We start from the raw sequence: 26,915 nt of genomic DNA, 5'->3' as shown, positions 1-26,915 counted from the left end.
TTGACAGGTGGGAGGGACAGTCGTCCCCGCGCCCGCGGGGGTAGCTCCTGGCGTCGAGCGACCGCACTCTCTACGCGATCGTCGTCCCCGCGCCCGCGGGGGTAGCTCCACGGCCGGCGGCACGCCGATGACCCCCGCGGCGTCGTCCCCGCGCCCGCGGGGGTAGCTCCCCACTTGGGATCGCGGGTGAGGCACAGGATGTGTCGTCCCCGCGCCCGCGGGGGTAGCTCGTTTCGAAGGTGCGGTGTCGGCGTATGGGCAGAGTCGTCCCCGCGCCCGCGGGGGTAGCTCCCAGCGCCAGGTGTTCCAGCGCGCGTTCCATGAGTCGTCCCCGCGCCCGCGGGGGTAGCTCCCGTTCGATGGCGTCGACGTGCTCGGCGGCCTCGTCGTCCCCGCGCCCGCGGGGGTAGCTCGCCCGCCTCCCCATCCCCCACATCCTCTGGCTCGTCGTCCCCGCGCCCGCGGGGGTAGCTCGTCCCTGATCACGGTCAACCTGGCCGCGATCTAGTCGTCCCCGCGCCCGCGGGGGTAGCTCTACTTCTGAGTCCACCACGAGGCGATGGGCTTGGTCGTCCCCGCGCCCGCGGGGGTAGCTCGCACAGCAGAAGGCCGTCCGCGCAGCAGTGACGGTCGTCCCCGCGCCCGCGGGGGTAGCTCTGAGCCCCGAGGCCCTGAAGCGGCTCAGGAACCGTCGTCCCCGCGCCCGCGGGGGTAGCTCGACGCCGACGTGGGCGACTTCGCCCCACCGCCTGTCGTCCCCGCGCCCGCGGGGGTAGCTCGCGCTCCCGGGTCGTCGGGCTGTTGGCCCCGGTGTCGTCCCCGCGCCCGCGGGGGTAGCTCGTCCATCCTCAAGGGCCTGAAGGATCTGGTCTCGTCGTCCCCGCGCCCGCGGGGGTAGCTCTCCAGGCGGCCGGGCACCCCGACTCTCTCACGAGTCGTCCCCGCGCCCGCGGGGGTAGCTCGGATCGCGGGTGTCAGGCCGGACGTCGGGGTTGGTCGTCCCCGCGCCCGCGGGGGTAGCTCGCCGCACGCCGCCTGACCGCCCCCGCTGTCTGAGTCGTCCCCGCGCCCGCGGGGGTAGCTCGTGGAATGCGGCCACGAACGCGGCCTCGTACACGTCGTCCCCGCGCCCGCGGGGGTAGCTCGCCGTCGACCTCGATGGGAGTGGGCGCGAGAGCGTCGTCCCCGCGCCCGCGGGGGTAGCTCCTCCCACCTCTGATCGGAGAGCCTCGCCACAAGGTCGTCCCCGCGCCCGCGGGGGTAGCTCCTCGACCTTCCCCGCCCACTGGGAGGCCAGCGCGTCGTCCCCGCGCCCGCGGGGGTAGCTCGGTGGAGCTGCCCGTCCGGGCTGAGCAGGGGCAGTCGTCCCCGCGCCCGCGGGGGTAGCTCTGCATACTCCGCCCCGGCCACACGGGCAGCCACGTCGTCCCCGCGCCCGCGGGGGTAGCTCCTCGCTCTTGCCCGCACCGGTCACGCCCATCACGTCGTCCCCGCGCCCGCGGGGGTAGCTCGCAGCACACCGCGTCCAGCGGCGGCACGTCCGCGTCGTCCCCGCGCCCGCGGGGGTAGCTCGCTGTGCGTGTAGAGACCGAGGCCGGTGCCCGCGTCGTCCCCGCGCCCGCGGGGGTAGCTCTCCCGGGGTGGCGCAGGCCACCGGGGGCACATTGTCGTCCCCGCGCCCGCGGGGGTAGCTCGGGGGATCTGGTCATCTCCTCCAAGCACATGGGGTCGTCCCCGCGCCCGCGGGGGTAGCTCTCGTCACGGACGACGTCCGGGACTCCGGGACGAGTCGTCCCCGCGCCCGCGGGGGTAGCTCCTCGCCGCCGGACAGGGCGTTCCACCGGTAGTGGTCGTCCCCGCGCCCGCGGGGGTAGCTCGCAGTACGCGGGCGTCCTCCGCACCTGGGGGTAGTCGTCCCCGCGCCCGCGGGGGTAGCTCCGCGGATGCGGACAACCGGCTGCGCCGGACGGGGTCGTCCCCGCGCCCGCGGGGGTAGCTCGGACGAGGCCATCGCCCGATTCGCCACCCGCACGTCGTCCCCGCGCCCGCGGGGGTAGCTCTCCGTCGTATCCGGCAAGGGTGGGTGTGCCCGTGTCGTCCCCGCGCCCGCGGGGGTAGCTCGGTGGGTTGGGGTCTCTCCATGCATTGAAGGTAGTCGTCCCCGCGCCCGCGGGGGTAGCTCGTGCGCGCCGCGATGAGTGCCGGGCTCATCGGCGTCGTCCCCGCGCCCGCGGGGGTAGCTCTGACGCCGGAGGCGGCGCGGCGCCTGCAGAACCGTCGTCCCCGCGCCCGCGGGGGTAGCTCCCAGCAGAACGCGATGGTGCCGGTCGTCACGGTGTCGTCCCCGCGCCCGCGGGGGTAGCTCCCGACGGAGAGGGTACAGCTGGTACACGATCTTGTCGTCCCCGCGCCCGCGGGGGTAGCTCGCCGCCTCTCGATGTGAGGTCTCAGGAGATGCTTGACCGTTTGTGCTCTGGACATGGTTGACACGTTCGGCTGAACGTCCGAGATCCCCCAACCACCGATGCTGCAGGGCTGCTTCCGTCGGTGACGTGGATGTTCAGCAGTTGGCCGAGTACCGCTACCGGGCTGTCCGCGAGGTGCTCGGCGGGTCCCCGATCGGTGAGGTCGCGGCCCGGTACGGCACCTCACGTCAGACCCTGCACAGCTGGCGGCGGCGGTTCGAGCAGGAGGGCATGCCCGGTCTGCTGGATCGCTCCCGGCGCCCGCGGAACAGTCCCACGCGCCTGTCTGCAGAGGTGGAAGCCGAGATCTGCGAGCTGCGCCGCCGGCATCCCCGGTGGGGTGCCCGCCGGATCTCCCACGAGCTGGCTGCCCGCGGGCTGGAGTCGGCGCCGTCGCGGGCCACGGTCCACCGGGTACTGTCCCGAAACGGCCTGGTCCGCACCCAGGAACAGCAGCATCCGCGCAAGTACCGCCGGTGGCAGCGCGAAGCGCCCATGCACCTGTGGCAGATGGACCTGGTCGGCGGGGTGCCGCTGGCCGACGGGCGGGAGTGCAAGATGGTCACCGGCATCGACGACCACTCCCGGTTCGTCGTGATCTCCTCCGTCGTCGCCGTGCCCAGTGCCCGCGCGGTGTGCTCGGCCTTCACCGCCGCGATGCGCCGTTACGGGGTGCCCTTCGAGGTCCTGACGGACAACGGCAAGCAGTTCACCGGCCGTCATACCCGCCCCCAGCCCGTCGAGGTGCTGTTCGAGCGCATCTGCCGGGAGAACGGCATCACCCAGCGGCTGACCAAACCGCGTTCACCCACCACCACCGGCAAGATCGAACGTTTTCACCGCACCCTGCGCGAGGAGTTCCTCGATCACGTGGTGCCGTTCGAGTCGCTGGCCGCGGCCCAGGAAGCGATCGACGGCTGGGTGCACGCCTACAACCACCAGCGTCCGCACCAGGCCCTGAGCATGGCCACCCCGGTCAGTCTCTTCCGTCCCCATGCTGCCGTCCGCGGCGGTGACCTACATCCTGAACAGGCCGTCGCCAAACCGGAGTTGTCCATTGAGGTCGTCGAACCGCCGGTTCTGCCGCCGCAGGGGACCGCGGTCGAGTTCGACGTGCGGGTGCCTCCCAGCGGGGAGATCACTGGCTGTGACGTCGTTCATCGGCCCCTGCATGTTGGCTTCGAGCGGCCCCAGTTGGTGAAGGTTGTGTAGCTTCCCGACGTCCTGAAGTGGCCCCGGGAATTGGCTTGCGTCGGGACCAGCCGCGGCGCGGTCACTTCCGCGTGGTTGAGAACGGCATGGCGTCGGCCCATTCCCAGAAGGCGCCGGCTTCGTCGACTTCCCGTTGCAGCAGGGCGAACAACGTGCTCATGTCGGTGCCGGGAGGCACGTCGATGGCGACGAAGTGCTCTCCGTGCCATTCGCTGAGCAGCCCGGATTCCTTGATCGAGTTCTTGATGAGGCTGATGCTGCGGCCAAGTCGTGCAGCGTCGGTGCTCGGCCTGAGCAGTGTGCGCAGGACGCGGTGTCCGCTCGTCTGGGCAACTTCGACCACGCGAGCTTCTGGTGACAGACGGACCCGGTCTCCAAGAGCGAGGCCGTAGGTCATGAAGGGGATGCAGGCCACCTTGTATGTGCCGTGCTCTTCGGGCTGGAGCCACAGCTGTTCGATCTGTCCGTCGAGGTCGAAGGGGGTCAGATCGGCCTGGGCGATGTAGTTGCTCTCGGCCCGACCGACCGGGTCCTCGTGCACGATGTACTGCATCTCCGCCCCCTCCGCCTGCTCGTCTCGGCGAAGATCGTCCCATGGCGTCAGCTGGCGAAGCTGATCGGGTGCGCTACTACTGCCTGCCCTTCTGTTCCGCCCTGGTTTTGGAGCGGGCCAGGCGGTAGGACTCGGTGCCGGTCTCGATGAGGGTGGCGTTGAAGGTGAGCCGGTCCACGATCGCCGCGCAGAGCCGTGGATCGGTGAAGGTCCGGCTCCAGCCGGTGAACGCCTCGTTGGAGGCGATCGCGATACTGCTCTTCTCCTCACGCTCCGTGAGGACCTGGAAGAGCATTTCTGCGCCGCGGCGGTCGAGTTCGAGATAGCCGAGCTCATCGATTTCGAGCAGGTCGACGCGCCCGTAGCGGGCGATGGTCTTGCCCAGCTGCTTGTCGTCTGCCGCTTCGACCAGCTCGTTCACCAAGGCTGCCGCGGTGGTGTAGCGGACGCGATAGCCGGCCATCGCTGCCGCGGTGCCCAGCCCGATCAGCAGGTGCGACTTGCCGGTGCCCGAGTCTCCGATGAGACACAGGGGGTAGCCATTGGCGATCCACTCGCAGGTGGCGAGATTGTGGATCACTGCCGGATCGACGTTGGGATTGACGCGGTAGTCGAACTCCCGCAGTGACTTCTCGCGGGGAAAGTGAGCTGCCCGGATGCGTCGTTCGGCCCGGCGGCGGTCCCGGTCCTCGCACTCGGCCATCAGCAGCTCGGCGAGGAACCCTGCATAGGACAGGCCCTCGCGTTCGGCCCGGGCGATCGTGTCGGTGGCCTGGGCTCGCATGGTGGGCAGGCGCAGCAGTCGGCAGGCGGTGTCGATCGCCGCGTCGGATGCCTGTGCGGTCAGCGCGTGGTGGGCGGTGGTCATGAGGAGTCCTTCCGGCGAAGCTGCAACAGCTCGTCCCACTGCTCCAGGCGGGGCAGAGGACGCTGATCGGAGGGCAGAGCACGCGCGAGACGTCGCGACGTCAGCGGTGTGACCGGGGCTGGGTCCAGTTCCAACGGCTCTGGGGCGAGGGGGCTGGCGGTGACGGTCGGTGCCCGCCCGGCCGCCTGGGCCGCCTTGCGGGCCTCCAGGGCGATGACGTCCTCGTTGAAGGTGCCTGCCACGAGGGCCGCGCGGATCCCGGTCACCACGTCGGCGTGCTGCTGGTGGCGGTGCAGCAACAGCACTTTGACGAGGGCTTTCGTTCCTTCGATGTCTCCGAGGGCCTTCTTGGCCGCGGCCCAGAACGCTTCGTGGACGGCCGTGAACGTGCCCCCGGCGCGGGCCTGGTGGAGTGCCTCAGAGCGTTCCAGTGCTCCCGGCTTGGTCAGCAGGGCTTCCAAGTAGTGGTCCAGCACGAGGTGTTCGGCACCGCGGCCGGTCAACCGCCGGTGGCGGGCGATCTCCCGCCGGCCGTCATAGACGGTCAGGTCGTCGCAGGTGAGCGTGACGGTGACCTTGCGGTCGATGAAGCGGACCGGGACCGAGTACCGGCACATCTTCACGGTGATCATGCCGTAGCGGTCGACGCGGGGCGTGAGGGTGATGCCGGTGGCGAACGGATCGTCCGGCAAGGGCAGCAGATGGTCGGCCTCGCGGGCGAAGTCCTGCGCGATCGTCCGCATCCTCGCCCCGATCCGCCGCTCGTCCTCCTTCGCCTCGAACTCGGCCAGCCGGGTGTTGAGTTCATCCACGCTGTCCACTTGCGGCACCGGGGTGAGGTAGTTGCGGCGGAAATAGCCGACCTGGCCCTCGACCCCGCCCTTCTCGTGGGCGCCGCGCAGGCCCGGCTCGCAGTAGAACGGGGTGAACCCGTAGTACTCGTGGAAGTTGGTCCAGCGCGGGTTCTCCTCCCGCGAGCGGCTGCGGAAGACCACCTTCTTCACGGCCGGGGTGAGGTTGTCGTAGCGGACCTGACCGGTCGGCACGCCGCCCAGCGTGGTCAGCGCGTGGACGTGTCCTTCGAAGAACGCCTGCTGACCGCACGAGCGCGAGATGCGGTGGACGGACTTGCCCGAATAGGCCAGCCGGAAAGCGAACAGATAACAACGGGTGCGCTGCCCGGCCAGGTCCACGTAGACGTCCCCGAAATCGACCTCGGCGTCCGCACCGAGCGCGTTGTGCCGGGTCACGAACGCCTCAACAGGCGCCCCCGCCTGGGCTGCGATCTCCGTGCGCCGGGCCGCGACGAAGTCCCGAACCGTCGGATACGGGATCGCCTCGCCGAACTCCTCCTCGATCCGCGCAACGATCCGCCGCACGGTGTGCCGCTGCTTGCACGGCGCCTCCAGATCAGCCCGCAGCCAGGCATCGACCGTCTTCTTGTACGGCTCCATCCGAGGTGATGTCCTCACCGCCCGGCGGCGCGGGGTGGGGACCGGCGAGGAGAGTGCCTCCCGTACGAGGCGGCGGTGAACGCCGTATTTCTTCGACAGAGCGCGGATCGACAGCTGCCGCTGCCAGCTGTCTCGCCGGATCCGGTCGAACAGCTCTTGTTTGGACAAAGACATCCGCAGCACCGCCCCTGCCGGAAACCACAGGAACCGTCTCACCGCAAGAGCCGAGGTGGGGCCACTTCGCCCCGTCACCACCCCTCAATGCGCCCGTGCGACCCGCCAAGTGGGGCCGCTCGAAGCCAACATGCAGGGGCCGATGAACGACGTCATAGCCAGAGATCACCTTGGTGACGGGCAGGCAGCGAGTCGGCATCCACCAGGCACTGGCCGGCCGGACACTGACGGTCTGGGCGAACCACCGCAGCGTCCACTTCCTGCTCGACGGGCACCTCGTCACCACGGCCCCGTCCCGGCTGCGGCCGGAGGACCTCGCCTACCTGACCATGCGCTACGGAGCCCGTCCGGCCGGTCCCGAGCCCGCACCCCCGGCCCTGCCCAGGGCCCGCAGCGGCACGGCCATCCTCGCCGCCGGCGAACCCGTCGAGGTCGAGCGCAAGGTCCATCGTGACGGGATCGTCGGCTTGGCCGGAGGCCGCTACCAGGTCGGATTCGCCCTCGCCGGCCGCACGATCACCCTCCGTCTCGACGGACACCTCTTGCACGCCATCGCCGACAACGCCCTGATGGGAACGTGGCCCTGCCCCGTTCCGGCCGACCGTCTGGGGCAAATCGACGGGGCACGGACGGCGACGTCCCCGCTGCCGCCTCCGCCCCTGCCTGCTGGTGCCATCCGGGCCCAGCGCAAGGTGCATGCGAGCGGCCGCTTCATGATCAACGGCCAGTTCATCAAGCTCGGCCCGCGGCATGCGGGAAAGATCGTCACCGTCGTCATCGAGGACACCCACTACCGGATCCTGCACGGGGAGGACGAACTCGCTGTCAGGCCCCGCAAGAACCTCGGGCCGATCACCAGGCTCTACGTCAAAGGCATGGGCACGCAGAAGGACCGTCAAGGATCTCCTGACGACAAACCGTCAAGGAAGTCCTGAGACCTCACACCGACACCGCCGCGCGGCCGGTAAGACGAGAGAGGAACGTCGTCCCCGCGCCCGCGGGGGTAGCTCTCTTCTGCGGATTACTTATAGACCTCGTGCGCCGTCGTCCCCGCGTGTTTGTAAGCACGTCTTTGGGCTCCAGCGCACGGATGAAAAGTGGCTCCACGCGTACGGAGTTGATCTGGCTCCACTCCGGTGAGACGGCTTCCCGCGACGTGCCCTCTTTGGAGTGAATGCACTGGTCCGTCCGCCCGGCGACGGCAGGGTTTGTGCGTCGATCACGGTCATGTCGGAGGCCGTGTTGCTTGATCACGGTCGTGTCGGGAGGCCGGGATGGGTTTGTCGCGGGCGGAGCTGTTCGCTGCGATCCGGAGGGACAAGCGTCTCGATCCGGAGCTGTCGCAGCGGGCTCTGGCGGAGAAGTACGGGGTGCATCGCCGGACTGTGCGGCAGGCTCTGTTGTCTGCTGTTCCGCCGCAGAGGAAGAAACCGGTGCCGCGGGCCGCGGTCCTGGACCCGGCCAAGCCGTGGATCGACGAGATGCTGCGGGAAGACGCGAGTGCGCCGCGCAAGCAGAAGCACACCGCCCGCCGGATCCATCAGCGTCTCGCCCAGGAGTACGACTTCGACCTGGTGTCCTACTCCACGGTCTGCGACTACGTGCTGGCCAGGCGCCCGCAGATCGAGGCCGAGGTGCTGGAGGGCCGCCGGCACTTGACGGGGATGGTTCCGCAGGTTCATCTGCCAGGCGAGGAAGCCGAGGTCGACTTCGCCGATGTGTGGGTCCGTCTGGCGGGCGAGGCCGTCAAGTGCCACCTGTTCACGCTGCGGCTGTCGTACTCCGGCAAGGCCGTCCACCGCGTCTATGCCTCGCAGGCCCAGGAATCCTTCATGGAAGGGCACGTCGAGGCGTTCAACGTCCTGGGCGGAGTGCCGACCCGGCACATCCGCTACGACAACCTCAAGCCGGCGGTGAACCGCATCTGCACCGGCCGCAGCCGCATCGAGTCCGAGCGTTGGGTGTCCTTCCGGGCCCACTACGGGCGTGAGTAGCTGCGGTACAGAAAGTGCCGCTGAGATTGATCTTGCTGAGGCTGGGCTACTTCGCGGGGGCTTCGAGCTGCCGGGGCACGGCTCCGGCACGCAGTTCCCGCAGGTCGGGGATGTGGTTGTAGAGGGTGCCCGGGGAGACGCCGAGTAGTTTGGCGATCGAGGTGATCGAGCGGCCGGGGTCGGGCAGCAGATCGCGGGCGGCTTTGACGACTTCCTCGGTGGCGACGGTGGGGCGTCCGCCGACCCGGCCGCGGGAGCGGGCGGCGGCCAGACCCTCGTTGGTACCGATGACGATGAGTTCCCGGATGAACTCCGCGAGGGCGGCGAAGACGTGGAAGACGAGCCGACCGCCTGGGGTAGTGGTGTCGAGGTTCTCGTGCAGCGAGGTGAAGCCGATTCTGCGGTCACGGAGTTCGGCGACCATGTTGATGAGGTCCTGGAGGCTGCGGCCGTAGCGGTCGAGCGAGGGGACCACGAGCGTGTCACCGGCGTCGAGGAAGGCGTGGCACGCCTTCAGTTCCGGGCGGAGCGCGTTCTTGCCGGACTTCTTGTCCGCGAAGATCTTCCGGCACCCTGCGGCGGTGAGTGCGTCGAGCTGTCGTTCGAGCTTCTGTCCGCCGGTCGAGACCCGGGCGTATCCGATCTTGATTTCGGTGCGGACGAGCGGTTCGGCGACGAGGAGGTCCGGACCTTCGGCCGGTTCGAGGGCGGTCATGGCCCCGGATCATGTCAGAAAACGGTGGTCTCGGGTTGTTGAATGGCCCAGGTTTTTGAAGGGGTTTTTGAAGGCTCTGCGGGCTCCTGGCGGTCCCGCAGAGTGATCTTCAGAAAACGAAGGTTTTTTGAAGGAGCGAGGGGCGGTCAGGCGGCGGCCGGACGCGTGTGATCTCGCGCGGCGAAGGTTGAGTGGCTGTTGGGTGTGGGGGCCTGCCCGGCGGATCATGTGACTACTAAGCTGCGACGATGAAGTCCGCGGATCGGAACCAGGCCAACGACTACGACAGCTTCGCCGAGATATTCTCCGCGGAGTCCGACAACAGCCTCGTGAACGCTTACTACGAGCGGCCAGCGATGCTGGCCCTCGCAGGGGACGTGACCGGCCGTCGGATCCTGGACGCCGGCTGCGGCTCGGGCCCGCTGTCCGCCGCGCTGCACGAGCGCGGCGCCGTCGTCACCGGCATCGACTCCAGCGCCGGGATGCTGGCGCTGGCGAGGCGGCGACTCGGCGACGATGTGGCCCTGCACATGGTCGACCTGTGCGACCCGCTGCCGTTCGATGACGGGGTGTTCGACGACGTGGTCGCGTCACTGGTCCTGCACTACCTGGAGGACTGGGGGCCGACGCTGGCCGAGTTCCGGCGGGTGCTTCGGCCCGGCGGCCGGCTGATCGCGTCGGTGGGCCACCCCTTCGTGGCCTACGCGCACCGGGATCCCCGGCCCGACTACCACGCGACCACCAGCTACACCTTCGACTGGACACTCAACGGGCAGTCCGTCCCGATGGAGTTCTGGCGCAGGCCGTTGCACGCGATGACCGATGCCTTCACCACCGCCGGCTTCCGTCTTTGCGTCCTCAGCGAGCCGCAGCCCGACCCGGCCGCCCGTGAGCTGTTCCCAGACAGCTTCCAGGACCTTTCGACCAGTCCCAACTTCCTGTTCTTCGTCGTCGAGGTGCCGCTGTCGGCCACCGGTTCAGGCGGCTGACCGGTCGCGGATCACCAGCGGATCCTGTACCGGCGCAACGGTACTGTGGCGTCGCATGAGCGACGTCGAGATCGAGATCACCGCGGAACTGGTCCGTGACCTGCTGCGGGAGCAGCATCCTGACCTCGCGGGACTGGCCATCCGCGAGGTGGTGGGTGGGTGGGGCAACCAAATGTGGCGCCTTGGGGACGGGTTAGCCGTGCGCATGCCGCGTACAGAAGGTGCCCCGAACCTCCTGCGCAAGGAGTGCCGGTGGCTGCCCGTCCTGGCCCCGCGCCTGCCGCTCCCGGTCCCCAACCCCGTACGGATCGGCGAACCGTCCGCGCGTTTCCCGAAGCCCTGGACCATCATGACGTGGGTCCCCGGCGAGCCACTGGACTGCACCTCCATCAGCCGCGGCGACCACGCGGCCGACACACTGGCGGCCTTCCTCACCGCGCTCCACGTGGAGGCGCCTGAAGACGCGCCAATCAGTGAGGACCGCGGCGATCACCCAAAGAAGTGCACGGACGGTTTCGACCACTTCTTCCATGCCGTCGTCCCCGACGACCTCGCCGCCGAGGTCCGGGCCGTCTGGGACGACGCCGTCGCGGCGCCCGAGTGGGAGGGCCCGCCGCTGTGGGTGCACGGCGACCTGCATCCTGCGAACGTCGTCGTCTCGGACGGGACGCTCTCGGGCGTGATCGACTTCGATGCCATGTTCGCCGGTGATCCGGCGTGGGACCTCGCCGCCGCATGGGTCATCCTTCCCGCGGGCGCCACCTCACGCTTCTTCGACGCATACGCGCAGGCAGACGAGGGGACGATCCGGCGGGCCCGCGGGCTGGCCGCCCTGAAGAGCCTGTTCCTCATGCTGATGGGCCAGAACGGAGACCGGGGCCTTCCTGGCGGCAAGCCAGCATGGGGACCCGTAGGCCGGGCAGCACTCGATCGTGTTCTGAGAGGCGGTCTGATGTAGGCAGGCAGCGATGATCCTCATCGATACTCGCTGCCGAAACTGCCGCGACGTCGCTCTCGCGTCGCTCACGATGCCCTCCCCGTGGAGCGGACCGGACGAACCGCCCAACGGGGCGGGTGCGCGCGATCAGTCCTCGTCCTCGTCGTCCTTGATAGCGTCCGGGTCCCGAAAGGGACGCAGGCCCTGGCCGGGGCCGCTTGCCCTGATGTTGAACAGGTAGCGGCCCAGGATGCGGATGTGGTCGTGGCCGAGGGGTGAGAGCCGGGCGAGGTCGGCGTCGGAGATGTGGTGGCCCTCGGCGCGGAGCTGGTTGACGGCTTCCTGGATATAGACCGAATTCCACAGAACACAGGCATTCAGGACGAGTCCCAGCGCCGACAGTTGGTCTTCCTGCCCCTCCTTGTACTTCTGCCTCAGCTCGCCTTTCTGGCCGTAGAAGATGCGGCGGGCGAGTTCGTGGCGGGACTCCTGCCGGTTGAGCTGGGTGTTGATCTTCCGGCGGAAGAGTTCGCTGTGGTAATAGCGGGCGAGGAAGGCGGAACGGTCCAGGCGACCGATCTGCATGACCGTGCGGCCCAGCGGGCTGGGGCGGCCCTGGCCGGCGAGGACGGGCAGGATCTGGGAGGCGCGGACGGTGCCCTCGCGCAGCGAGCCCGCCAGACACAGCAGGTCGTCCCAGTTCTCGATGATGGTCCGCTTGCGGATGCGACCGGTGGTCAGCGGGTTGAGCGGGCCGTAGTCGGCCGCAGGGTCGGCGCGGTAGAGCAGGGTGTGCCTGGCGTCCGCGAGGCGCGGGGAGAACTGGTAGCCCAGGATCCGGAACAGCCCGAAGATCATTTCGGAAGCGCCTGCGGTGTCGGTGGCTATCTCGGTGGGGTTCAGCGAGGTTGGCTGGTCGAGGATGCCGTCGAGCAGGTAGAGGCTGTCGCGGCGGGTGCCGGGGATGACGATGTGGTTGAAGCCGCTGTACTGGTCCGAGAGGTAGTTGTAGAGCGTGATGCCGCGGGCGGCGAAGCGCAGTCCGTCGGCGGAGGCGAGTTCGCCTCCGCCCCAGTGGCCCGACGATGGGCAAGGTCGCCTGGTAGTCGACCAGGACCGCGTTGGCGAGCCGGAGTGTCTCGGCGCGCAGGTAGTTCTGCTCGACCCAGAACAGCTGGTCGCGGGAGCGGCCGGGCTCGTCCTCGTGTCGACGGTCAGACAATTCCCCATGATCTGCATGATCAGCGTCAGGCAATTCCCCACCCCCGTGGTCACGATTCCCCACCGGGGCGCTGACCATCGATGGTGCTGCTGACCGCGCTGGGACCGGTGTGAGAACGGTGTCGGTGATCCGCCGACGCTGCCATCTCATCCGCAGAGGCTCGGGCGCTCGTCTAGGGTGACGCAATGGGGTTTGAGCTGCGGGAACGGTGGAGCGCACAGCCGTTGTGGGCGAGATGGGTTCTCGCGGTGTACTTGATCGGCCTCATTGAGGGCACCGGTTCGCACATCGCAGATCTGGTCCGTGGCGGCATCTATGCCTATGTAGCGTTTCATCAAGTCTCTCTGCAGGTGTTCTTCGTCAGCTTGGTGATCCTCGATCCGTTGGCTGCCGTGCTGGTGGGGCTTGTGCGGCAGGAAGGGATCTGGCTGGCAAGTGCCGTGATGGTGTTGGACGTCAGCGCGAACTGGTGGGGTAATCGGCACTGGCTGAGGGATGTCCCTGCGCAGTTGCTCTGGCTGTTGCCCATCACCGCCTTTGGCTTGTTCGTTGCTGCGTTCGCGGTCCCCTTGCACCGTGCGGTTGCCGGGGCGGCGAGCAGGTCGCCGGCGGCTCTGCCGTCGGCCTGACGGCTCACGATTCTCAACCGCTGCCGCCGGTCTTACGAGTAGCCGCACGATAGGGCTTGGGACGTGCTGGCCTGGCGGTTCGGCTCAGGGGTGGATCAGCAGGCCGTCGCGCGGACGCGGTCGAGTTCCACGCTCGGCCTGCTGCGGGTTGGGCGCTTGGCACTGCGGTCGGAGACCAGGGCGCCGATTGCGGCGATGACCTCGGGCAGGTCGTCGCGCTCGCCGGTCCAGCGTTGCAGCGACCGCCACTGCTTGACCTCTGCGTTGGCATGCTCGACCATGATCCGCCGTTGGGATTGGCGGCGGCGCGCATGGTCGTAGAAGTTGCGCTCGGACGGCCCAGCGTACGCCGCTGGCTTCTTCGGCGGGGCGCTGACCTGGCCGGGGAAGTCGCGGGCCAGGCCGGCATAGCCGGAATCGACTTCGGCTTTCACGTTCGGGTGCAGCCGCAACTGCTCCTCGATGCCCTCGGTGCGTACTGCTGTGACATCGTGCATCCGGCCCGGGCGAATCGCCCCGAGCCACAGCTCCCGACCCTGCTCGTCGCTGATCATCGTGGCTTTCTCGGTGTTCTGCTTCTTCTTGCCCGACACGAACGCCTTACGGCCCGGCCGCCCCGCCTTCGGGCGGCGTACCTGCACCTCGGTACCGTCGATCCGCAGCGTGATCCCCTCGGCCTGGGCATAGGCGAACACGTCCGCAAGGGTCCTGAGCCTGATCCCGGACCGATCCGGCACCGCGAAACCGCGAGCGGCCAGCAACGGGCGCACCTCGCCGACCGCCCGGTCGATCGTGGAGGGCGAAACTCCAAACAGCGCCGCGAGCACCCTGTGCGACAGCGCCCAGCGCAACACCACCAAGGTCACCAGCACCCGGTCCACGAAGACCAACTGGTGATCCGGCCCAGCCCCGGCCGCCCGCAATCGGCCATGACCACGCCGTTTGGCCAGCTCAGAGTCTCGGGCTGCGGTCCACGGCCCGGCCAACTCGCTGATCAGCGCACCCAGGTGTTCCTTCGAGATCCCGCACAGGGCAGAATCAGAGCAGGCCGCGCGGGCCCAACTTGACTTCACACTCCAGATGATCCCGCGCGGCTCTTTGCCTCCGGCACCAGGGCGGCTGCCGGAGCCTGCCCACCGATACCCCGATCACTCGGGCCCGGGCCGGTGCGCCCATTCCTGGTCGAGGATGCTGAAGACTTCGGAGTCACGCCAGCCGTCCCGGATCAGCGCGGTGTGCCGATGTCGGCCCTCGTGGGTCATGCCGAGCTTGCCCAGCACCCGGGCCGATGCAACGTTGCGAGGATCGCAGGTTGCATAGATCCGGTGCAGTCCTATCAGCCCAAACCCTCTGCCGAGAAGTTCCCCGCCGATGGCTGTGCCCACGCCTCGACCCCACACCCGAGGATGCACGAGATAGGAGATCTCGCCCTGACGGTGGGCCAGACTACGAACCTTCAGCTCGCCGATACCGACGAGTTCACCGTCGAGGCAGGCCGCATACACGAATCTCGCCTGCGGGGACCGCAACCGGGCATCCACCGCGCCTTGGACGAAGTCCCGCGTCTGTTCCTCGGTGTTCGGCCCCCACGCCTGGTAGCAGCAAGCCTCCGGCAGACTGGCGAAGGCATGTACAGCGTGGCAGTCACCGACAACGAGATCGCGCATAGTCACCGAAGTTTTGATCACGAGCCGATCCTGTCAGGCCAGCTTCGCCACATACCAACACCAAGTCGCGGGGCTCCCACACGATCAAGATCGCATCATTATCGTGCGGCAACTCGTTAGGCCGCAGGGACGGTCTCCGATATTCCCTGTTTTAGGTGGTTTGGTGCGCTTTTGGGTCTTCCTTGCGAATCGGTCGCGTTCCCCATGGGCATGCCGGTGCCCGGGTTGAGGGTCTGGGCCTCTCGGAGCCGTTGCGGTCCCTTGACCTGCGAGCCGAGAGGTCGACGGACGCACCGGATGGCAAGGAGAACATTCACCGTGGTCGACATCGTCGAGATCTACGTGCACTGGTACGCGGGCCGGTCGAAGAGCCAGGTGTCCGCGTCGCTTGGGGTGGACCGCAAGACAATCAGGAAGTACCTGGCGCCGGCAGAGGCGGCCGGGATCACCCCCGGCGGGCCGCCCATGAGCGAGGCGGACTGGGCCAAGCTGCTCAAGAGCTGGTTCCCGGAGCTGGCCAGCCGGAGGCTGAACCAGGTCCGGTGGGGAGAGATCGAGCCGCACCGCGACTACGTCAAGCAACTGCTGGAGACCACGACGGTCACCACGATCCACCAACGGCTGCGGGACGAAGGTAAGTTGAAGGTGTCGTTGTCGACGTTCCGCCGCTGGGTGCACGAAAACCTGCCCGAGGAGGCGGCCAGGTCGAAGGTCACGGTGCTGCGGGAGAACGTCGAGCCGGGCTCGGAGGCCCAGATCGACTACGGCTTCCTGGGGCAGTGGATCAACTCGACCACCGGGAAACGGCACCGGATCTGGGCGTTCGTGATGGTGCTGCCCGCCTCGCGGCACATGTTCGTCCGCCCGGTGGCGCACATGGACCAGCACGCCTGGACCCTCGCGCACGCGGAAGCGTTCCGCTTCTTCGGCGGTGTCCCACGGCGCCTGGTGCCGGACAACCTCAAGACCGGGGTCGACAAGCCGGACCTCTACGACCCGCAGATCAACAAGTCGTATGCCGAACTCGCCACCTACTACGGCACGTTGGTGGACCCGGCCCGGGCTGCGAAGCCGAAGGACAAACCGCGGGTCGAGCGGCCCATGCCCTATGTCCGAGACTCGTTCTGGAGCGGGCGGACGTTCACCTCGGTGGAACACATGCAGGCCGAGGCCCTGGCCTGGGCGATGAACGTCGCAGGTCAGCGGCAGTGCCGCCCGCTGGACGGCGCGAAGCCGCTGTCGGTGTTCGAAGCGGTGGAGGCCGAGGCCCTGCTTCCGCTGCCGGCCGAGCCGTTCGTGCTGGCCAGATGGTCGAAGGCGACGGTCGGCCCGGACATCCACATCAAGGTCGGCCGCACCCTCTACTCGGTGCCCTGGAAGCTGATCGGCCGCCGCGTCGATGTCCGCTCCACCGCTGTCACGGTGCAGGTTTTCCACGAAGGGGAGCTGGTCAAGACCCATGCCGCCCTGGAGCAGGGCAAACGCACCGACAAGAACGACTACCCGCCCGAGAAGATCGCCTTCCAGATGAGGACGCCGATCTGGTGCCGCGGCCAGGCGTCCCAGGTCGGGGACGCCTGCCGGGAGGTGATCGACCAGCTCCTGGAGGTCAACGCCCTCTACCGGCTCCGGGCCGCCCAGGGGGTGCTCGGGCTGCGGAAGAAGTACAGCGACACCCGCCTGGAGGCCGCCTGCCGCAAGGCGATCGCGGTCGGCGACCCGTCCTACCGCACCGTCAAGGGCATCCTGGTCGCCGGCACCGAGACCGACCCGGAACCCGAGACCGGTGACGCCGGTGCCGCGGCCTTCCTGCATGGACCCGAGGGCCTGTTCGCGGCCACCATCCCCACCCAGACTCCCGGCAGCGTCCACGACGACCAGGGCCACGATGACGCGGAGGAGGCCGCCCGATGAGCGTGATGACCACCGCCTTGCGCGACTGTCTCAAGACCCTGCGGCTATCCGGGATGCTCGAAACCCTCGACGCCCGCCTCACCCAGGCCCAGAAGGGCGAGCTCGGGCACCTCGACTTCCTCCAGGTCCTCTGCCACGACGAGATCACCCGGCGCGAGTCCGTCGCGCTCGAACGCCACCTGCGCAAGGCCAAGTTCGAGCAGCAGGCCACCTTGGAGGGCTTCGACTTCAACGCCTCCCCGAAGCTGCCCGCCGCGCAGATCCGCGACCTGGCCGCGCTGCGTTGGCTGCACTCCGGTGAGTCCGTCATTCTGTTCGGACCCGTCGGCGTCGGGAAGACGCACGTCGCGCAGGCCCTCGGCCACCAGGCCGTCCGCCAGGGCGCCAACGTCCGCTTCGCCAAGACCAGCCGCATTCTCGCCGAGCTCGCCGGCGGCCACGCGGACCGCACCTGGGACAGACGCATGCGCGAGCTCATCCGCCCCGACCTGCTCATCCTCGACGACTTCGCCATGCGCCAGCTCACCGCCTCCCAGGCCGACGACCTCTACGAACTCGTCTCCGAGCGGCAAGGACGCTCACTGATCATCACCAGCAACCGGGCACCCAGCGACTGGTATCCCCTGTTCCCCAACCCCGTCGTCGCCGAGTCACTGCTGGACCGGCTGATCAACGCCAGCCACCAGGTGATCATGAACGGCCCCAGCTACCGGCCCAACAAGCGGCCCAAGGACCCGACCGGCAAGCCGCCGACCGCCTAGCGTCCGGGCTGGTCGACGTTCCACTCCCTCGGCAGGGCCTCGTCACAGAAGACGCAGACGAAGTCCTCCTCGCGCACGATGTTGAGCTGCTGGCAGGAGAGGCAGCGTCGGAACACCACCTCGTGCGTGAAACCGGACGGGCGAACGATCCCCGCCTGGTCCAGGGCCTCGACGACGGCCGACCACGAGCTGACGTCCGGGCAGTAGCCGGTCGACTGATTGCTGACCTCGTCGACCGCCCACCGCCCGGACTCCTCGCGAAAGCTAATCTCGCCGGCGCCCAGGACCGCTTCTCCACCAGCACACACCACGTGCTCACTGCGACGCGGCGCGAGACGCAGGACCCCAGCCTGATCGACAACGAAGGTGAAGGGCTCGGCCAACTCCTGCACCGTCCGAGCCGAGACCCACTCGTGGAAGTCCGCCGGCGACCGCATGCCCTGACCCTCGCCGTCCGGACGGACGAGGCTCCTCAACTCGGCCGGTCCGACATAGCGATAGCTCCACCCGCGCATGGTCATGCTCGCCAAACTAGACCCGACTGGGGCGAGGACCTGGGGAATTACGTGACCGCAGGGGTGGGGAATTACGTGATCGTCGACAGTCCTCGGAGACCATCGCCTGAATCCCGATGTTGCACGCCTCGGCCACCAGGACCGCTGCGAGCGATACGACGAGATGCTCGGCGCGGCTGCCCGCCTCCGAGACGTGGTGGAAGTGGTTCAGGAACCCGGTCCAGGCGTGGACTTCGAGGAGGAGTTCTGGGAGGTCGACGGTGGGGATGCGGGCGTCGACCGCCTTGCGCAGGTCGGTGAGGCTGGCGGGTTCGGTGAGCTTGTCCAGGCCGGTGAGGACGAGGTGGTCGCGCAGTTTGCCGTTTTCGGTGCGCTGCTCGATGCGTACGTGCGGGTTGTCGGCGAGGCCAGCGTGCAGGCGCTGGTAGTCGTGGTCGAGTTCGCGGCACCAGCGGTCCACGTCGACGCCGGGCTTTGCGGACAGGCCGAGGCTACGGCATACCCGGGTGCGGGCGTTTTCCCAGGCGTCGTCCTGGAGCAGGGCTTTGCGGGGGTCGCCCCACTTGTCCAGGCCGGGTACGAACACGTCGTGGCGGCGCAGGGCGCCGCGCAGGGCCTCGGCGGTGCCGACGATCCAGGCGTGTTTGTCGACGCCGCCGGAGTGCTCGCCCTCGGTGGGGAAGACCTTCGTCTGCCAGGTGGGGCCGAGGTGCTTGACGGGGACGGAGGGGAACAGCTCGCTCTGGCGGCTCTTGGCCAGGGTCCGCTCCAGCTTCGGCAGGAACCTCAGTGCCTCCATCAGGGGGCCTGCCTCTTCGACGCCTTCCAGGCCGAGGTGCTTGGCCAGGCGCCGCAGCGGCTGGTTGATGGTGCGGTAGCGGGCGGTCAGCTCGGCGGCGATGGTCTCGGCCTCGGGCCGGGCCAGTTCGCCGACGGTGCGGGCGGCCTGGTGCATGGCGGTGATGTCGAGCAGGTCGAAGGCGCCGCGGATATCGGGTTGGTCGGGGTCGGCGGCGGCGTGGGCGAGGGTGATCCACGCCTCGCGCAGCATCAGGGCTGAGGAGTCCAGGTCGCCCAGGGTGCGCATGCGCTGCTTGACGGCCAGGTTCGCCGAGGTGCGGGCCAGGTCGGACATCAGCATGTCGAAGACCTCGATCGCCTCGTCCGCGGCCCGGTTGCGCATCGCGGCGGCGAACGCCACCAGGGTGGCCATCCGCCGCGGCTCGGCGAGGTCGGCGACAGCCTTGGCACGGACTGAGCTGGCATAGCGGGACAGGGCGTGCAGACGGCCGGCGGGGACGGCGGACAGGTCCCAGCCGGAGGCTCCGAGCTTGTTCAGCTCGATGAACCGGTCGATGGCCTTGCCCGCACCGGGGCCGGTGATGTCACGCGGGGAACGGCGCAGCCGGTCCAGCTTGGAGGTGCGGCGGCTGTCCTCGACCGGCAGCAGCCCCGTCAAGGCGGTCCGCTGCTCAGCGGTGGGCTTGGCGGCCAGGGTGCGCCACGTCTTGCGGTTGGTGTGCTCGCGAATCGAGGTGACCGTGCGTTCGAGGACGGTGGCGCCGGGCAGCAGCACCTTGTTCTCGACCAGGTGCAGCGTGGCGAGGTCGAACAGAGCGATGGGGCGCTCGTTGCCCGACCAGCAGCGGTCCCATAGCCAGCGGGCCAGCTTCCACCAGGCATCGCCCTTCAGGTCCCGGTAGCCGTAGGCGTCCTTGATGGCGCCTTGGTGGTCCCAGCGGGTGCGCTCGGCGCCGTACCCGGCCAGCACCGAGGCAGGGTGGCCGAGCTGCTCGGCGACGTATGCGACGACCTCGGCGGGCGCGTGTTCGGGGTTCCAGGAAGGTGCCCAGGAACCGCACGGTGCCCAGCTGGACGGCGTAGCCGAGCTGCGAGCGCACGCCCCGGCAGACCATCGCCCGCCGCCGCGCGTCGCGGTCCAGCAGAAAGTACCCGGCCAGCTGTCCGTCGTCGGGCACCTGCGTGAACGTGCCGTAGTTGCGGCGTTGTTCGTCGGTCAGGAACGCCACCAGCCCCTGCCCCTCCCCATCGCTTCTCCTGCTGTGACGGCGCTCACTTTAAGTCACATGATCAGCGGATGTGGCACCGGGTCAGCCTGGTGATGACGGCGGCGCGGATGACGGGGCCGCAGGGTCGATGCGGCGCTGCCGGGCAACTGCGCCCCGATGGTTTCCCGCCGGGGCGCGACCGTACCGGGGCCGGAGCCATGGCCAGCCAGGGCGGGCCGCCGCGGAGGTCCCTCGTGCGCCTATCCGGCTTCGTCGAGCAGCCGGGCGGGGTCGAGGACGGTGATGCGGCCGCGGGCCAGGCGTAGCAGGCCGCGGTCGGCGAACTCGCGCAGCACTTTGGTGCAGGTCTCGCGGGAGGTGCCGGCCAGCGCGGCGAGCTGCTCGTGGGTGAGGGCGATCTGCGGGTGCCGCAGGCCGGGCCGGAGCTTCCCGGCGGGGGTGTCGGTGCGGGTGGCGAGGGTGGTCAGGGTGGTGGCGATGCGCTGGGGGACGGACTTGAAGACGCTGTCGGACAGGCGCTGTTCGAGGTCGGCGAGGCGGCGGCCGAGGATCTCGGTGATCCGGGCGGCGATCCGGGCATCCGACAGCAGGAACTTCTGCACGTCGGCGCGGCTCATGACGCACACGGTGACGTCGTCGAGGGCTTCGGCGAAGTTGTCGTACATGCGCTGCCCGAGCAGGGCCATCTCGCCGAAGATCGTGCCGGGGCTGATGATCGCGCAGGTCAGCGCGCGGCCGTCGGCGGAGACCCGGAAGATACGGACCCGGCCGCGTTTGAGGATGAACAGCACCTCGGACGGCTGCTGGGGGGAGTGGAGGATTTCCCCGGCGGTATAGGTCTTCATCGGGGCCGCGGCGGCGATGGCGTCCATCTCCGGCTCGGACAGGTCGCAGAAGATGTCGACCTCGGAGATGCACCAGGTGCGGTCGGCATCGCCCGTCTCGCCGTCGTGGTGTTCGATCATGCGGTGGGTCTCCTCGCGTCGCCCGGGGGCCCACGGTGGTGGTGCGGCGCCCCAGGCGGGGGCGGCCAGCGCGCTGGTGCCCTCGGCCAGACAGTAGGGCACCGCGCCGCCGGCGGGGCTGTCGCCGCGCGGCGGAGTGTCCGCTGCCACAGCGCTGGGGTTGTGGGAAATGGAGTCCGGTTTCGGCCTCATCGCCCGGATGCACCCGTGGTGCGCTTGCCCATCACCTGTGCGATGCAGGAGTAGGCCAGGCCGATGAGCAGTCCGAACAGCAGGTGGCCGCCGAGGCTGGAGCGGGTGACCGGATTCCAGTCGAAGACTGGCATGTGCAGGTTGGCGGGCATGATCCACAGGGCGCCGAGGACCCACCAGACGGCACCGTAGGCCAGCCCGAGGACGGCGGCGGGCGCGAGCTTTCGGGCGTACTCGCCCAGCAGGACGCCGAAGCCGGTGCCGGCGAAGAGGGCGATCGCCAGGTGGATCAGCCAGCCGACGACGGCGTTGGTGGAACCGAGTAGCCCGGCCACCATGGTGATCATCGCGGTGTTCATCATCGGCCGCGACACCGACATCCAGATGCCGAACCCGACGCCGCCGACCAGTCCGGCCGCCGCGCCGTAGAGCGCGTGGACCGGGATGACGGCGGTGTGCGGGGAGACGTGCGCAGTGGTTGCCATGATGGTGCGTCCTCTCCTTGCCGATCGTTCGCTTTCGCCTGTGACGCTAGGGCGGCCGACGGGCGCGGGTATGTGAGGGCGCTTACGTACGGGCGAGTAGACACCGTGGTCGTCACGACGCCTTTTCGGCGATCAGCAGCGCGTAGCCGAGCATTCCGTCGGCGACGGCCGTGCGGGCTGCCGCGAGGACGACGGGGGCGGCGTCCAGGTCCACTCCGGCCTCGCTGAGCCGGCCTGCGGAGGTCATGCGCAGCAGGTTCAGCCGGGCTTCGATCTGGTCGATCATGCGGGTCATGGCGTGGTCGTGGCGCTCGCTGCGCAGAGTGCGTAGTCCGGCGGCGGCCAGGAGCTTGGCGTACTCCTGAAGCGGGCGGGCGTCGGCGATGCAGGCGATCCGCGCGGCGAGACCGGTCAGCACGGCGGGGAGCCGGTCGGGGATGGCGGTGACGTCGGTGATGCCGAGCCGTCTGCCGGGTTTCAGGACGCGGGCGAACTCGGCTGCGGCCCGGGCCTTGTCGGGGAAGGTGCACAGGGCGCACTCGCACACCACCGCGTCGAAGACGGCATCCGGGTAGGGCAGTTGTTCGGCGTCGCCGGTGGTGAAGACGGCCCGGTCGGCGAGTCCTGCGGCCTGGGCGGCGCCCTGGGCGAGGGCGGTGTTGGCCGGGGCGTAGTCCACGCCGTCGACCCGGACGCCGTAGGTGTCGGTGAGGAGCAGGGCGGTGGTGCCGCGGCCGGAGGCCACGTCGAGCACGCGGCGGTCCTCGCCCAGGTCCAAGGCGTCGGCGAGGCGCCGGGTCAGGGTCGTGCCGCCGGGATGGTAGGAGTCCCCCAGGAGCAGGGCGACTACGTCCGAGGAGTACGCAGCGGCGCAGCAGGCTTTCAGCTCGTCGCCGGGCGGGCCGGACGGGAGCGTGTTCCGGTCGGTCATCGCGTCTCCTCCTCGGCGGTTGGCCCGGTGATGGCGGTCTTGGAGCCGTACGGGGTATCGGTGAGCCGGTCGGCCAGCGGCAGCGCGTTCGGAGCAACACCGGCGACGGGCACGCCGGACATCTCGGCGCGGACCTGCTCGCGGTAGCCGACGGAGTTGTACGCGCAGAACGGAATCAAGCGCCCGTCGGGGGTGATCTCCTCAACGCAGCACTTCATCAGCTGCTTGACGTTGAGGGTGTAGGAGTCCAGGAAGTCCTGCACCACGATCATGAACGCCTTGTCGTTCAGCTGCTTCACAGCCTCCGGCAGGTCGATGCCGCAGGCGTCCGCGCAGTCGAGGGCTTCGGCGGCGGCCCGCAGCTTCTCCTCGGTGGTGGCGGTGCCCATGAACGCCGAGGCGGACCACAGCTTCTCCAGCGCCTCCCGGATCCCGGCATCCGGCATCACCCGGTTGGAGACGTAGTCGAGGTAGTCCTCCACGTTCAGCAGCCGCGGGATCGGCACGACGGTGCGGTTGCCTACCTCGCCGTCCACCAGGAGGTAGGTGATGGAGCGGCAGGTCGGGAAGCAGCACGGCACGGGGAAGAAGTCGCCCTTGGTGAACCAGTCCGGGCGGTGGGCGTTGATCAGCCGGATGACGTCGGGGTTGGTGAGCCGGTTCAGTGGGTCGAATTCCACGTGCCGACCGGAGTGGGTGACCGGTTGGAACGCCACCGAGCGGACTGCGGGGTGGTCAATGCCGTACTCGATGATCGCCCCGAGTTCGTGCTCATTCAGGCCCCGTTCGACGGTCGCGACCAGGGTGACGGTCAGACCAGCCTCGGCGCAGTTGTCCAGGGCCCGCTGCTTGAACGTGCGCAGGTCCCGGCCGCGGATCTCCAGGTGGGTGCGTTCGTCGAAGCCGTCGAACTGCAGGTAGATGTTCACCGACTTCCCCGGTGCCTGGTTGCGTTTGCCGAGTTCGGCGACGAAGGTCCGGTCGGTGGCCAGGCGGATGCCGTTGGTGTTGAGGTTGACGGATCTGATCGGGCGGGCTTGGGCGAGGTCGATGAAGTCCAGGATGTGCTTGTGGATGGTGGGCTCGCCACCGGAGAACATCACCACCTCCGCCTCCCCCTCAGAGGCCACAAACGCGTCCAGCATCCGCTCGCACTGCTCACGGGTGATGGAATAGCCGTCGCTGTGGTGGCCGGAGTCGGCGAAGCAGATCGGGCAGTCCAGGTTGCAGCCGGTGTTGACCTCGATGATCCCCAGGCAAGCATGCTGCTTATGCTCCGGACACAGGCCGCAGTCGAGCGGGCAGCCGTCCTTGACCTCGGTCTGGAAGCTGAGGGGGATGGTGCCGGGCTTGTTGAAGCGGGACGAGGCCAGGTACTCCTCGGCATCCCCGTACACCAGCGCCTCGAACTCCCCGTGATCGCGGCAGCGTTTACGCAGATAGACCTTCGTTTCGCGGATGCTGACCTGCGCATCGATGGGGGTCTTGCACAGTGGGCAGATCGACTTGGTGAACTCCACAAACACCTCGTCCCGGTCCACCTTGCGCCTCGGCGCCGGTGCCTGGGCCATCGCAGAACTCCTCTCACAGGGGCAGCAGCAATCGGTCACCGGACGTCGTAGTCCGGGGTGTCGTCCTCACGGCGGTGCGGGTCCGGGACAGTCGGGCAGCAGCCGTCCGGCCCGGCGCCTCGGCGACGCCGGGCCCGGCACCACAGGGCAGAGGCGGTGCCGGCCACGAGCACGACCGCACCGACCGTGATCAGCCACAAATTGGCCAGCGCGCCACCGACCGCGCCGAGCCCCGCTCCGCCCAAGAGCAATGGACCCGCGCAACACACGACCAGGACCAGACCGGCCGCAACGGCGACCGCCCCACCGAATCGGGAGCGTTCACGGGAAGCGGACATCACGAGCTGCCTCCACGCCACCGGTCGACTCCCTCGCGATGGCCGTACGGGCAGTGCGCAGCAGCACGGCGGCGTACACGAGGGTGAGGGCGTCCTGCAGGAGGACGAACCAGCCCAGCCGCTGGGTGAGGTAGTTCCCGAAACAGCCGCAGTTGTCCACGGCCAGTCCCCGCGCATACGCCTGGACGGCCAGCACAGTCCACACGACGGACACGGCGGTGTAGACCCACACGGGGGCGCTGGCTGTCGACCGGGGACGAGTCAGGAACCACACCCCGCACACCAACTCCCCAGCGATCAGCGCCGCGGCCAGCGCGGCCGCGACGGCGCCGTGCACCAGACCGTACGCGCCGAGAACGGTCGGCATGACGGTAATCGAGGCGATCTGTCCGGCGGCCATCGCCGTGTAGACCGTGCCGAGTACGAGACGGAGCACCATGCCCGCGACGCTACGGCCGCCGGGGTGGCCGGAACTGTAAGCGCGCTCACCGAACCAGCCGCGGATTCACCCTCCCACCGCCGGAGCGGCGCTCGGCCTCGGCCTTCACCGAGGCGAGCGAGGCGGCGACCGCTGCCTCCCAGCGGGAGGCCACCAAGTTGCCCCACCACTGCCCCAGCCGCCACAGATCGGTACCCAGTTGCCCCTCGTACACCAGCCGGGTCCCCGCCGCGGTCTCGCTCAGTACGAAGGACTCGGTCACCTGCGGCACGGGGCCGCGCACCAGGCGGAAGCCGACGCGCTCGGGCCGGGTGAAGCGCACCGTCTCCACCGTGACCGCTCGCAGCCGCCCGCCCGCGACCGGGGTGAAGTGCTCGGCCAGCACCAGGTCACTGCCGCGTTCCAGCACATGCAGCTTCTCGCGCATCGCCCGAGGCGTACGGCCCAGGTACGGCCGGGCCACCACGTCGAACACCGTCTCCCGAGGGGCCGCGATGTCGACGCTCCGCGGGCCCAACGCGCGGGTACGGCGCCCCACACCGACATCGACCGGGACGGCTCCGGTCACCAGCCCCAGGTAGCCGGCGGCCAGCGAGCCGCCCACACCCACGCCCCAAGCCGCGATCCGCAGACCACGAGCGGCGGTCACCGGCTCTCCTGCGGCGCTGCTTCCTCGACCATGACGCCGTTCCAGAACGCGACGTACCCCTTGATCTTCTTCGCCAGCGGGCTGGGGTGCGGGTAGTACCAGGCAGCGTTCACGTTAGTCTGCCCGCCGACGGACACGGTGTAGTAGCGGGCAAGCCCCTTCCAGAAGCACAGCGACCTGGCCCGGCTCTCGGTGAAGTACTCCCGGTGGAGCGACTCGGGCGGAAAGTAGTGATTGCCCTCCACGACAACGGTCTGCTCGGCCTCCGCGAGCACGGTGGCGTTCCACACGGCACGCATCATGACCGGCCACCCCCGACGAGATCTTTGTGGTCCATGACAGCGACGCTAGGCGCCATCTGCCAGTCCGACGGTGATCCCGCTTACACTCCGCCGCCCGCATCGACGGCTGACTCCAGGGCCTGCCGGAGCTGATCGACCTCAGGTACACCGGCCAGGCCGCCCGGGGTGCGGTACATCCGGCAGGCGACCGACGACGCCGCACCCGGTTCAGCGAACAGGTCGCGGCCGTCGATCAGGATCGCCGGGGAGCCCGTGAAGCCCGACCGCTCGGCCTCGGCCTGGTCCGCGATCACCCGTGTGGTGAAAACGGTGCTGGACAGCCCGACGCCGTCCAGCACCTGCCGCAGCCGCTCCTCCACGAGCTGCTGGTTGGGGCAACCCGGCACCACCAAGACCTCAATCTCCATGCCTCCAGGATCGCGCACTCCGGACCGTACGGGCCGAAGAGCCCGCCCGCGCCGAGCACCGGAGCGCCGCCACTTCATCCAGTGGAAGTCGGAGATCACCGCCCCACCGTACGAGAGGTTGGCCGCCTTCAGGCCGGCCGCGCGACCGCCGCGATCCGGTCGGCGTACGTGCGGAACGCCTTGCGCCCGGACGGAACTGCTCATCGGGCGGCTGAGGCGGCAGAGAAGCAATCCGCGCATGCCACGGTCAATTCAGACCACGAGCTGCAGGCCTTGGCTCAAGAGCTTCGCGACCGCCTGACAGCGGAACAGGTGGAGAAGCTGATCAAGCTGCTCAAGGTGTGAGCCCTCCTTGGGTGCTTACGTCGTAAGCACCTGTGCGGCAGGCCTTCCCTGCGCGAAGCGAGGGGCTGAGCGAAGACGGGGGTGCTTACGGCGTAAGCACCCCCGTCCCGGGTCGTCTTTCGTCGGCTCCGGTGACCCGAGCAGCCGGAACACCGTCCACAGCGGGCGCCTGGGTGCTTCGCCGCGTTTAGG

The 26,915-nt window shown here is 69.0% G+C and carries 25 protein-coding genes, 3 pseudogenes and 1 CRISPR repeat array (1 of these 29 running past the window's edge); of the genes and pseudogenes, 9 read left to right on the top strand and 19 right to left on the bottom strand.

Translation table 11 applies throughout. The features are described 5' to 3' along the window. Positions 1 to 2,426: a CRISPR direct-repeat array (repeat unit 28 nt; unit sequence GTCGTCCCCGCGCCCGCGGGGGTAGCTC); it reaches 469 nt to the left of the window's first position. Positions 2,427 to 2,552: 126 nt separating this feature from the next. Then, a pseudogene (locus N8I87_RS00315) lies at positions 2,553 to 3,626 on the top strand (IS481 family transposase); the annotation flags it as partial. 112 nt (positions 3,627 to 3,738) lie between these two features. On the opposite strand, the gene N8I87_RS00310 reads toward N8I87_RS00315, so the two are convergent. From N8I87_RS00310 to istA (N8I87_RS00300), 3 genes are all read right to left on the bottom strand, one after another. Continuing rightward, positions 3,739 to 4,230, bottom strand: coding sequence for a DUF4265 domain-containing protein (locus N8I87_RS00310; RefSeq protein WP_263204654.1), 492 nt, complete (start codon positions 4,228 to 4,230; stop codon positions 3,739 to 3,741). A 76-nt stretch (positions 4,231 to 4,306) separates the two neighbouring features. Continuing rightward, positions 4,307 to 5,098 (bottom strand): IS21-like element helper ATPase IstB, encoded by a 792-nt coding sequence (gene istB / locus N8I87_RS00305; RefSeq protein ID WP_263204653.1) that lies wholly within the window; start codon positions 5,096 to 5,098, stop codon positions 4,307 to 4,309. Continuing rightward, complete coding sequence (gene istA / locus N8I87_RS00300; protein WP_263204652.1) at positions 5,095 to 6,726, bottom strand: IS21 family transposase; 1,632 nt, start codon at positions 6,724 to 6,726, stop codon at positions 5,095 to 5,097. Before istA (N8I87_RS00300) ends, istB (N8I87_RS00305) begins: the two co-directional genes overlap by 4 nt. Before the next feature lie 161 nt (positions 6,727 to 6,887). On the opposite strand from istA (N8I87_RS00300), the pseudogene N8I87_RS00295 reads away from it, so the two are divergent. Together N8I87_RS00295 and istA (N8I87_RS00290) are read left to right on the top strand one after the other, a co-directional pair. Then, positions 6,888 to 7,661 (top strand): annotated as a pseudogene (locus N8I87_RS00295) (IS481 family transposase); the annotation flags it as partial. Between the two features lie 339 nt (positions 7,662 to 8,000). Continuing rightward, positions 8,001 to 8,720 (top strand): IS21 family transposase, encoded by a 720-nt coding sequence (gene istA / locus N8I87_RS00290; protein ID WP_263204650.1) that lies wholly within the window; start codon positions 8,001 to 8,003, stop codon positions 8,718 to 8,720. A gap of 46 nt (positions 8,721 to 8,766) precedes the next feature. Here the strand turns inward: istA (N8I87_RS00290) and N8I87_RS00285 are convergent, their stop codons facing one another. Further along, complete coding sequence (locus tag N8I87_RS00285) at positions 8,767 to 9,435, bottom strand: recombinase family protein (protein ID WP_263204649.1); 669 nt, start codon at positions 9,433 to 9,435, stop codon at positions 8,767 to 8,769. Between the two features lie 248 nt (positions 9,436 to 9,683). Between N8I87_RS00285 and N8I87_RS00280 the strand changes: the two genes are divergently transcribed. Together N8I87_RS00280 and N8I87_RS00275 are read left to right on the top strand one after the other, a co-directional pair. Continuing rightward, positions 9,684 to 10,424, top strand: coding sequence for a class I SAM-dependent methyltransferase (locus tag N8I87_RS00280; protein ID WP_263204648.1), 741 nt, complete (start codon positions 9,684 to 9,686; stop codon positions 10,422 to 10,424). Between the two features lie 55 nt (positions 10,425 to 10,479). Continuing rightward, positions 10,480 to 11,382 carry an aminoglycoside phosphotransferase family protein gene (locus N8I87_RS00275; protein ID WP_263204647.1) on the top strand — a complete coding sequence of 301 codons (903 nt, stop codon included), beginning with the start codon at positions 10,480 to 10,482 and terminating at the stop codon, positions 11,380 to 11,382. Positions 11,383 to 11,508: 126 nt separating this feature from the next. On the opposite strand, the gene N8I87_RS00270 is transcribed toward N8I87_RS00275, so the two are convergent. Then, positions 11,509 to 12,591 carry a transposase gene (locus N8I87_RS00270; protein ID WP_263204646.1) on the bottom strand — a complete coding sequence of 361 codons (1,083 nt, stop codon included), beginning with the start codon at positions 12,589 to 12,591 and terminating at the stop codon, positions 11,509 to 11,511. A 177-nt stretch (positions 12,592 to 12,768) separates the two neighbouring features. Between N8I87_RS00270 and N8I87_RS00265 the strand changes: the two genes are divergently transcribed. Further along, entirely contained in the window at positions 12,769 to 13,212 is a 444-nt protein-coding gene (locus N8I87_RS00265; protein WP_263204645.1) for a hypothetical protein, read from the top strand. 95 nt (positions 13,213 to 13,307) lie between these two features. Here N8I87_RS00265 and N8I87_RS00260 read toward each other — a convergent pair whose 3' ends face one another. Together N8I87_RS00260 and N8I87_RS00255 are read right to left on the bottom strand one after the other, a co-directional pair. Then, positions 13,308 to 14,285 carry a transposase family protein gene (locus tag N8I87_RS00260; RefSeq protein WP_411577171.1) on the bottom strand — a complete coding sequence of 326 codons (978 nt, stop codon included), beginning with the start codon at positions 14,283 to 14,285 and terminating at the stop codon, positions 13,308 to 13,310. A 75-nt stretch (positions 14,286 to 14,360) separates the two neighbouring features. Then, a complete protein-coding gene (locus N8I87_RS00255) occupies positions 14,361 to 14,900 on the bottom strand; it encodes a GNAT family N-acetyltransferase (RefSeq protein ID WP_263204644.1) in 540 nt (179 codons plus the stop codon). A gap of 297 nt (positions 14,901 to 15,197) precedes the next feature. Between N8I87_RS00255 and istA (N8I87_RS00250) the strand changes: the two genes are divergently transcribed. Next, positions 15,198 to 16,793 (top strand): IS21 family transposase, encoded by a 1,596-nt coding sequence (istA, locus tag N8I87_RS00250; protein ID WP_411577358.1) that lies wholly within the window; start codon positions 15,198 to 15,200, stop codon positions 16,791 to 16,793. After that, on the top strand, positions 16,790 to 17,554 hold the full coding sequence (gene istB, locus N8I87_RS00245; RefSeq protein ID WP_263204642.1) for an IS21-like element helper ATPase IstB: 765 nt from the start codon (positions 16,790 to 16,792) through the stop codon (positions 17,552 to 17,554). The genes istA (N8I87_RS00250) and istB (N8I87_RS00245) overlap by 4 nt, the downstream gene beginning before the upstream one ends. Here the strand turns inward: istB (N8I87_RS00245) and N8I87_RS00240 are convergent. From N8I87_RS00240 to N8I87_RS00185, 12 genes and pseudogenes are all read right to left on the bottom strand, one after another. After that, on the bottom strand, positions 17,551 to 18,075 hold the full coding sequence (locus tag N8I87_RS00240; protein ID WP_263204641.1) for a hypothetical protein: 525 nt from the start codon (positions 18,073 to 18,075) through the stop codon (positions 17,551 to 17,553). The genes istB (N8I87_RS00245) and N8I87_RS00240 overlap by 4 nt on opposite strands. Before the next feature lie 10 nt (positions 18,076 to 18,085). Next, positions 18,086 to 18,868, bottom strand: coding sequence for a Tn3 family transposase (locus N8I87_RS00235; protein ID WP_263216241.1), 783 nt, complete (start codon positions 18,866 to 18,868; stop codon positions 18,086 to 18,088). Between the two features lie 792 nt (positions 18,869 to 19,660). Then, positions 19,661 to 20,048 (bottom strand): annotated as a pseudogene (locus tag N8I87_RS00230) (DUF4158 domain-containing protein); the annotation flags it as partial. Positions 20,049 to 20,338: 290 nt separating this feature from the next. Next, a complete protein-coding gene (locus N8I87_RS00225; RefSeq protein WP_263204640.1) occupies positions 20,339 to 21,214 on the bottom strand; it encodes a Crp/Fnr family transcriptional regulator in 876 nt (291 codons plus the stop codon). Positions 21,215 to 21,252: 38 nt separating this feature from the next. Beyond that, entirely contained in the window at positions 21,253 to 21,741 is a 489-nt protein-coding gene (locus N8I87_RS00220; protein WP_263204639.1) for a hypothetical protein, read from the bottom strand. A 112-nt stretch (positions 21,742 to 21,853) separates the two neighbouring features. After that, positions 21,854 to 22,672 (bottom strand): class I SAM-dependent methyltransferase, encoded by an 819-nt coding sequence (locus N8I87_RS00215; RefSeq protein WP_263204638.1) that lies wholly within the window; start codon positions 22,670 to 22,672, stop codon positions 21,854 to 21,856. Continuing rightward, entirely contained in the window at positions 22,669 to 24,243 is a 1,575-nt protein-coding gene (locus tag N8I87_RS00210; protein ID WP_263204637.1) for a radical SAM protein, read from the bottom strand. The genes N8I87_RS00215 and N8I87_RS00210 overlap by 4 nt, the downstream gene beginning before the upstream one ends. Before the next feature lie 35 nt (positions 24,244 to 24,278). Then, a complete protein-coding gene (merT, locus tag N8I87_RS00205; protein WP_263204636.1) occupies positions 24,279 to 24,581 on the bottom strand; it encodes a mercuric ion transporter MerT in 303 nt (100 codons plus the stop codon). After that, a complete protein-coding gene (locus N8I87_RS00200) occupies positions 24,565 to 25,020 on the bottom strand; it encodes a MauE/DoxX family redox-associated membrane protein (protein ID WP_263204635.1) in 456 nt (151 codons plus the stop codon). Before N8I87_RS00200 ends, merT begins: the two co-directional genes overlap by 17 nt. Positions 25,021 to 25,066: 46 nt before the next feature. Beyond that, positions 25,067 to 25,669, bottom strand: a complete 603-nt coding sequence (locus N8I87_RS00195; RefSeq protein WP_263204634.1) for an SRPBCC family protein — start codon at positions 25,667 to 25,669, stop codon at positions 25,067 to 25,069. Next, positions 25,666 to 25,971: a DUF427 domain-containing protein gene (locus N8I87_RS00190; RefSeq protein ID WP_263204633.1), complete on the bottom strand. Its 306-nt coding sequence runs from the start codon at positions 25,969 to 25,971 to the stop codon at positions 25,666 to 25,668. The genes N8I87_RS00195 and N8I87_RS00190 overlap by 4 nt, the downstream gene beginning before the upstream one ends. A gap of 80 nt (positions 25,972 to 26,051) precedes the next feature. Next, on the bottom strand, positions 26,052 to 26,378 hold the full coding sequence (locus tag N8I87_RS00185; RefSeq protein WP_263204632.1) for a DsbA family protein: 327 nt from the start codon (positions 26,376 to 26,378) through the stop codon (positions 26,052 to 26,054). Between the two features lie 81 nt (positions 26,379 to 26,459). Between N8I87_RS00185 and N8I87_RS00180 the strand changes: the two genes are divergently transcribed. Beyond that, on the top strand, positions 26,460 to 26,723 hold the full coding sequence (locus tag N8I87_RS00180) for a hypothetical protein (protein WP_263204631.1): 264 nt from the start codon (positions 26,460 to 26,462) through the stop codon (positions 26,721 to 26,723). Positions 26,724 to 26,915: the final 192 nt, after the last annotated feature.

The organism is Streptomyces sp. HUAS 15-9 (assembly GCF_025642155.1).
Lineage (GTDB): Bacteria > Actinomycetota > Actinomycetes > Streptomycetales > Streptomycetaceae > Streptomyces.
Note: the sequence above shows the minus strand (reverse complement) of the source record. Positions and strands in the feature narration are given on the sequence as shown.

Bases quoted from the DNA above. Each gene is read 5' to 3' on its own strand.
- N8I87_RS00310 (WP_263204654.1), bottom strand. From the start codon at position 4,230: ATGCAGTACATCGTGCACGAGGACCCGGTCGGTCGGGCCGAGAGCAAC.
- istB (WP_263204653.1), bottom strand. From the start codon at position 5,098: ATGACCACCGCCCACCACGCGCTGACCGCACAGGCATCCGACGCGGCG.
- istA (WP_263204652.1), bottom strand. From the start codon at position 6,726: ATGTCTTTGTCCAAACAAGAGCTGTTCGACCGGATCCGGCGAGACAGC.
- istA (WP_263204650.1), top strand. From the start codon at position 8,001: ATGGGTTTGTCGCGGGCGGAGCTGTTCGCTGCGATCCGGAGGGACAAG.
- N8I87_RS00285 (WP_263204649.1), bottom strand. From the start codon at position 9,435: ATGACCGCCCTCGAACCGGCCGAAGGTCCGGACCTCCTCGTCGCCGAA.
- N8I87_RS00280 (WP_263204648.1), top strand. From the start codon at position 9,684: ATGAAGTCCGCGGATCGGAACCAGGCCAACGACTACGACAGCTTCGCC.
- N8I87_RS00275 (WP_263204647.1), top strand. From the start codon at position 10,480: ATGAGCGACGTCGAGATCGAGATCACCGCGGAACTGGTCCGTGACCTG.
- N8I87_RS00270 (WP_263204646.1), bottom strand. From the start codon at position 12,591: ATGGGGAATTGTCTGACCGTCGACACGAGGACGAGCCCGGCCGCTCCC.
- N8I87_RS00265 (WP_263204645.1), top strand. From the start codon at position 12,769: ATGGGGTTTGAGCTGCGGGAACGGTGGAGCGCACAGCCGTTGTGGGCG.
- istB (WP_263204642.1), top strand. From the start codon at position 16,790: ATGAGCGTGATGACCACCGCCTTGCGCGACTGTCTCAAGACCCTGCGG.
- N8I87_RS00240 (WP_263204641.1), bottom strand. From the start codon at position 18,075: ATGACCATGCGCGGGTGGAGCTATCGCTATGTCGGACCGGCCGAGTTG.
- N8I87_RS00235 (WP_263216241.1), bottom strand. From the start codon at position 18,868: ATGGAGGCACTGAGGTTCCTGCCGAAGCTGGAGCGGACCCTGGCCAAG.
- N8I87_RS00220 (WP_263204639.1), bottom strand. From the start codon at position 21,741: ATGGCAACCACTGCGCACGTCTCCCCGCACACCGCCGTCATCCCGGTC.
- N8I87_RS00215 (WP_263204638.1), bottom strand. From the start codon at position 22,672: ATGACCGACCGGAACACGCTCCCGTCCGGCCCGCCCGGCGACGAGCTG.
- N8I87_RS00210 (WP_263204637.1), bottom strand. From the start codon at position 24,243: ATGGCCCAGGCACCGGCGCCGAGGCGCAAGGTGGACCGGGACGAGGTG.
- merT (WP_263204636.1), bottom strand. From the start codon at position 24,581: ATGTCCGCTTCCCGTGAACGCTCCCGATTCGGTGGGGCGGTCGCCGTT.
- N8I87_RS00200 (WP_263204635.1), bottom strand. From the start codon at position 25,020: ATGGTGCTCCGTCTCGTACTCGGCACGGTCTACACGGCGATGGCCGCC.
- N8I87_RS00190 (WP_263204633.1), bottom strand. From the start codon at position 25,971: ATGATGCGTGCCGTGTGGAACGCCACCGTGCTCGCGGAGGCCGAGCAG.
- N8I87_RS00185 (WP_263204632.1), bottom strand. From the start codon at position 26,378: ATGGAGATTGAGGTCTTGGTGGTGCCGGGTTGCCCCAACCAGCAGCTC.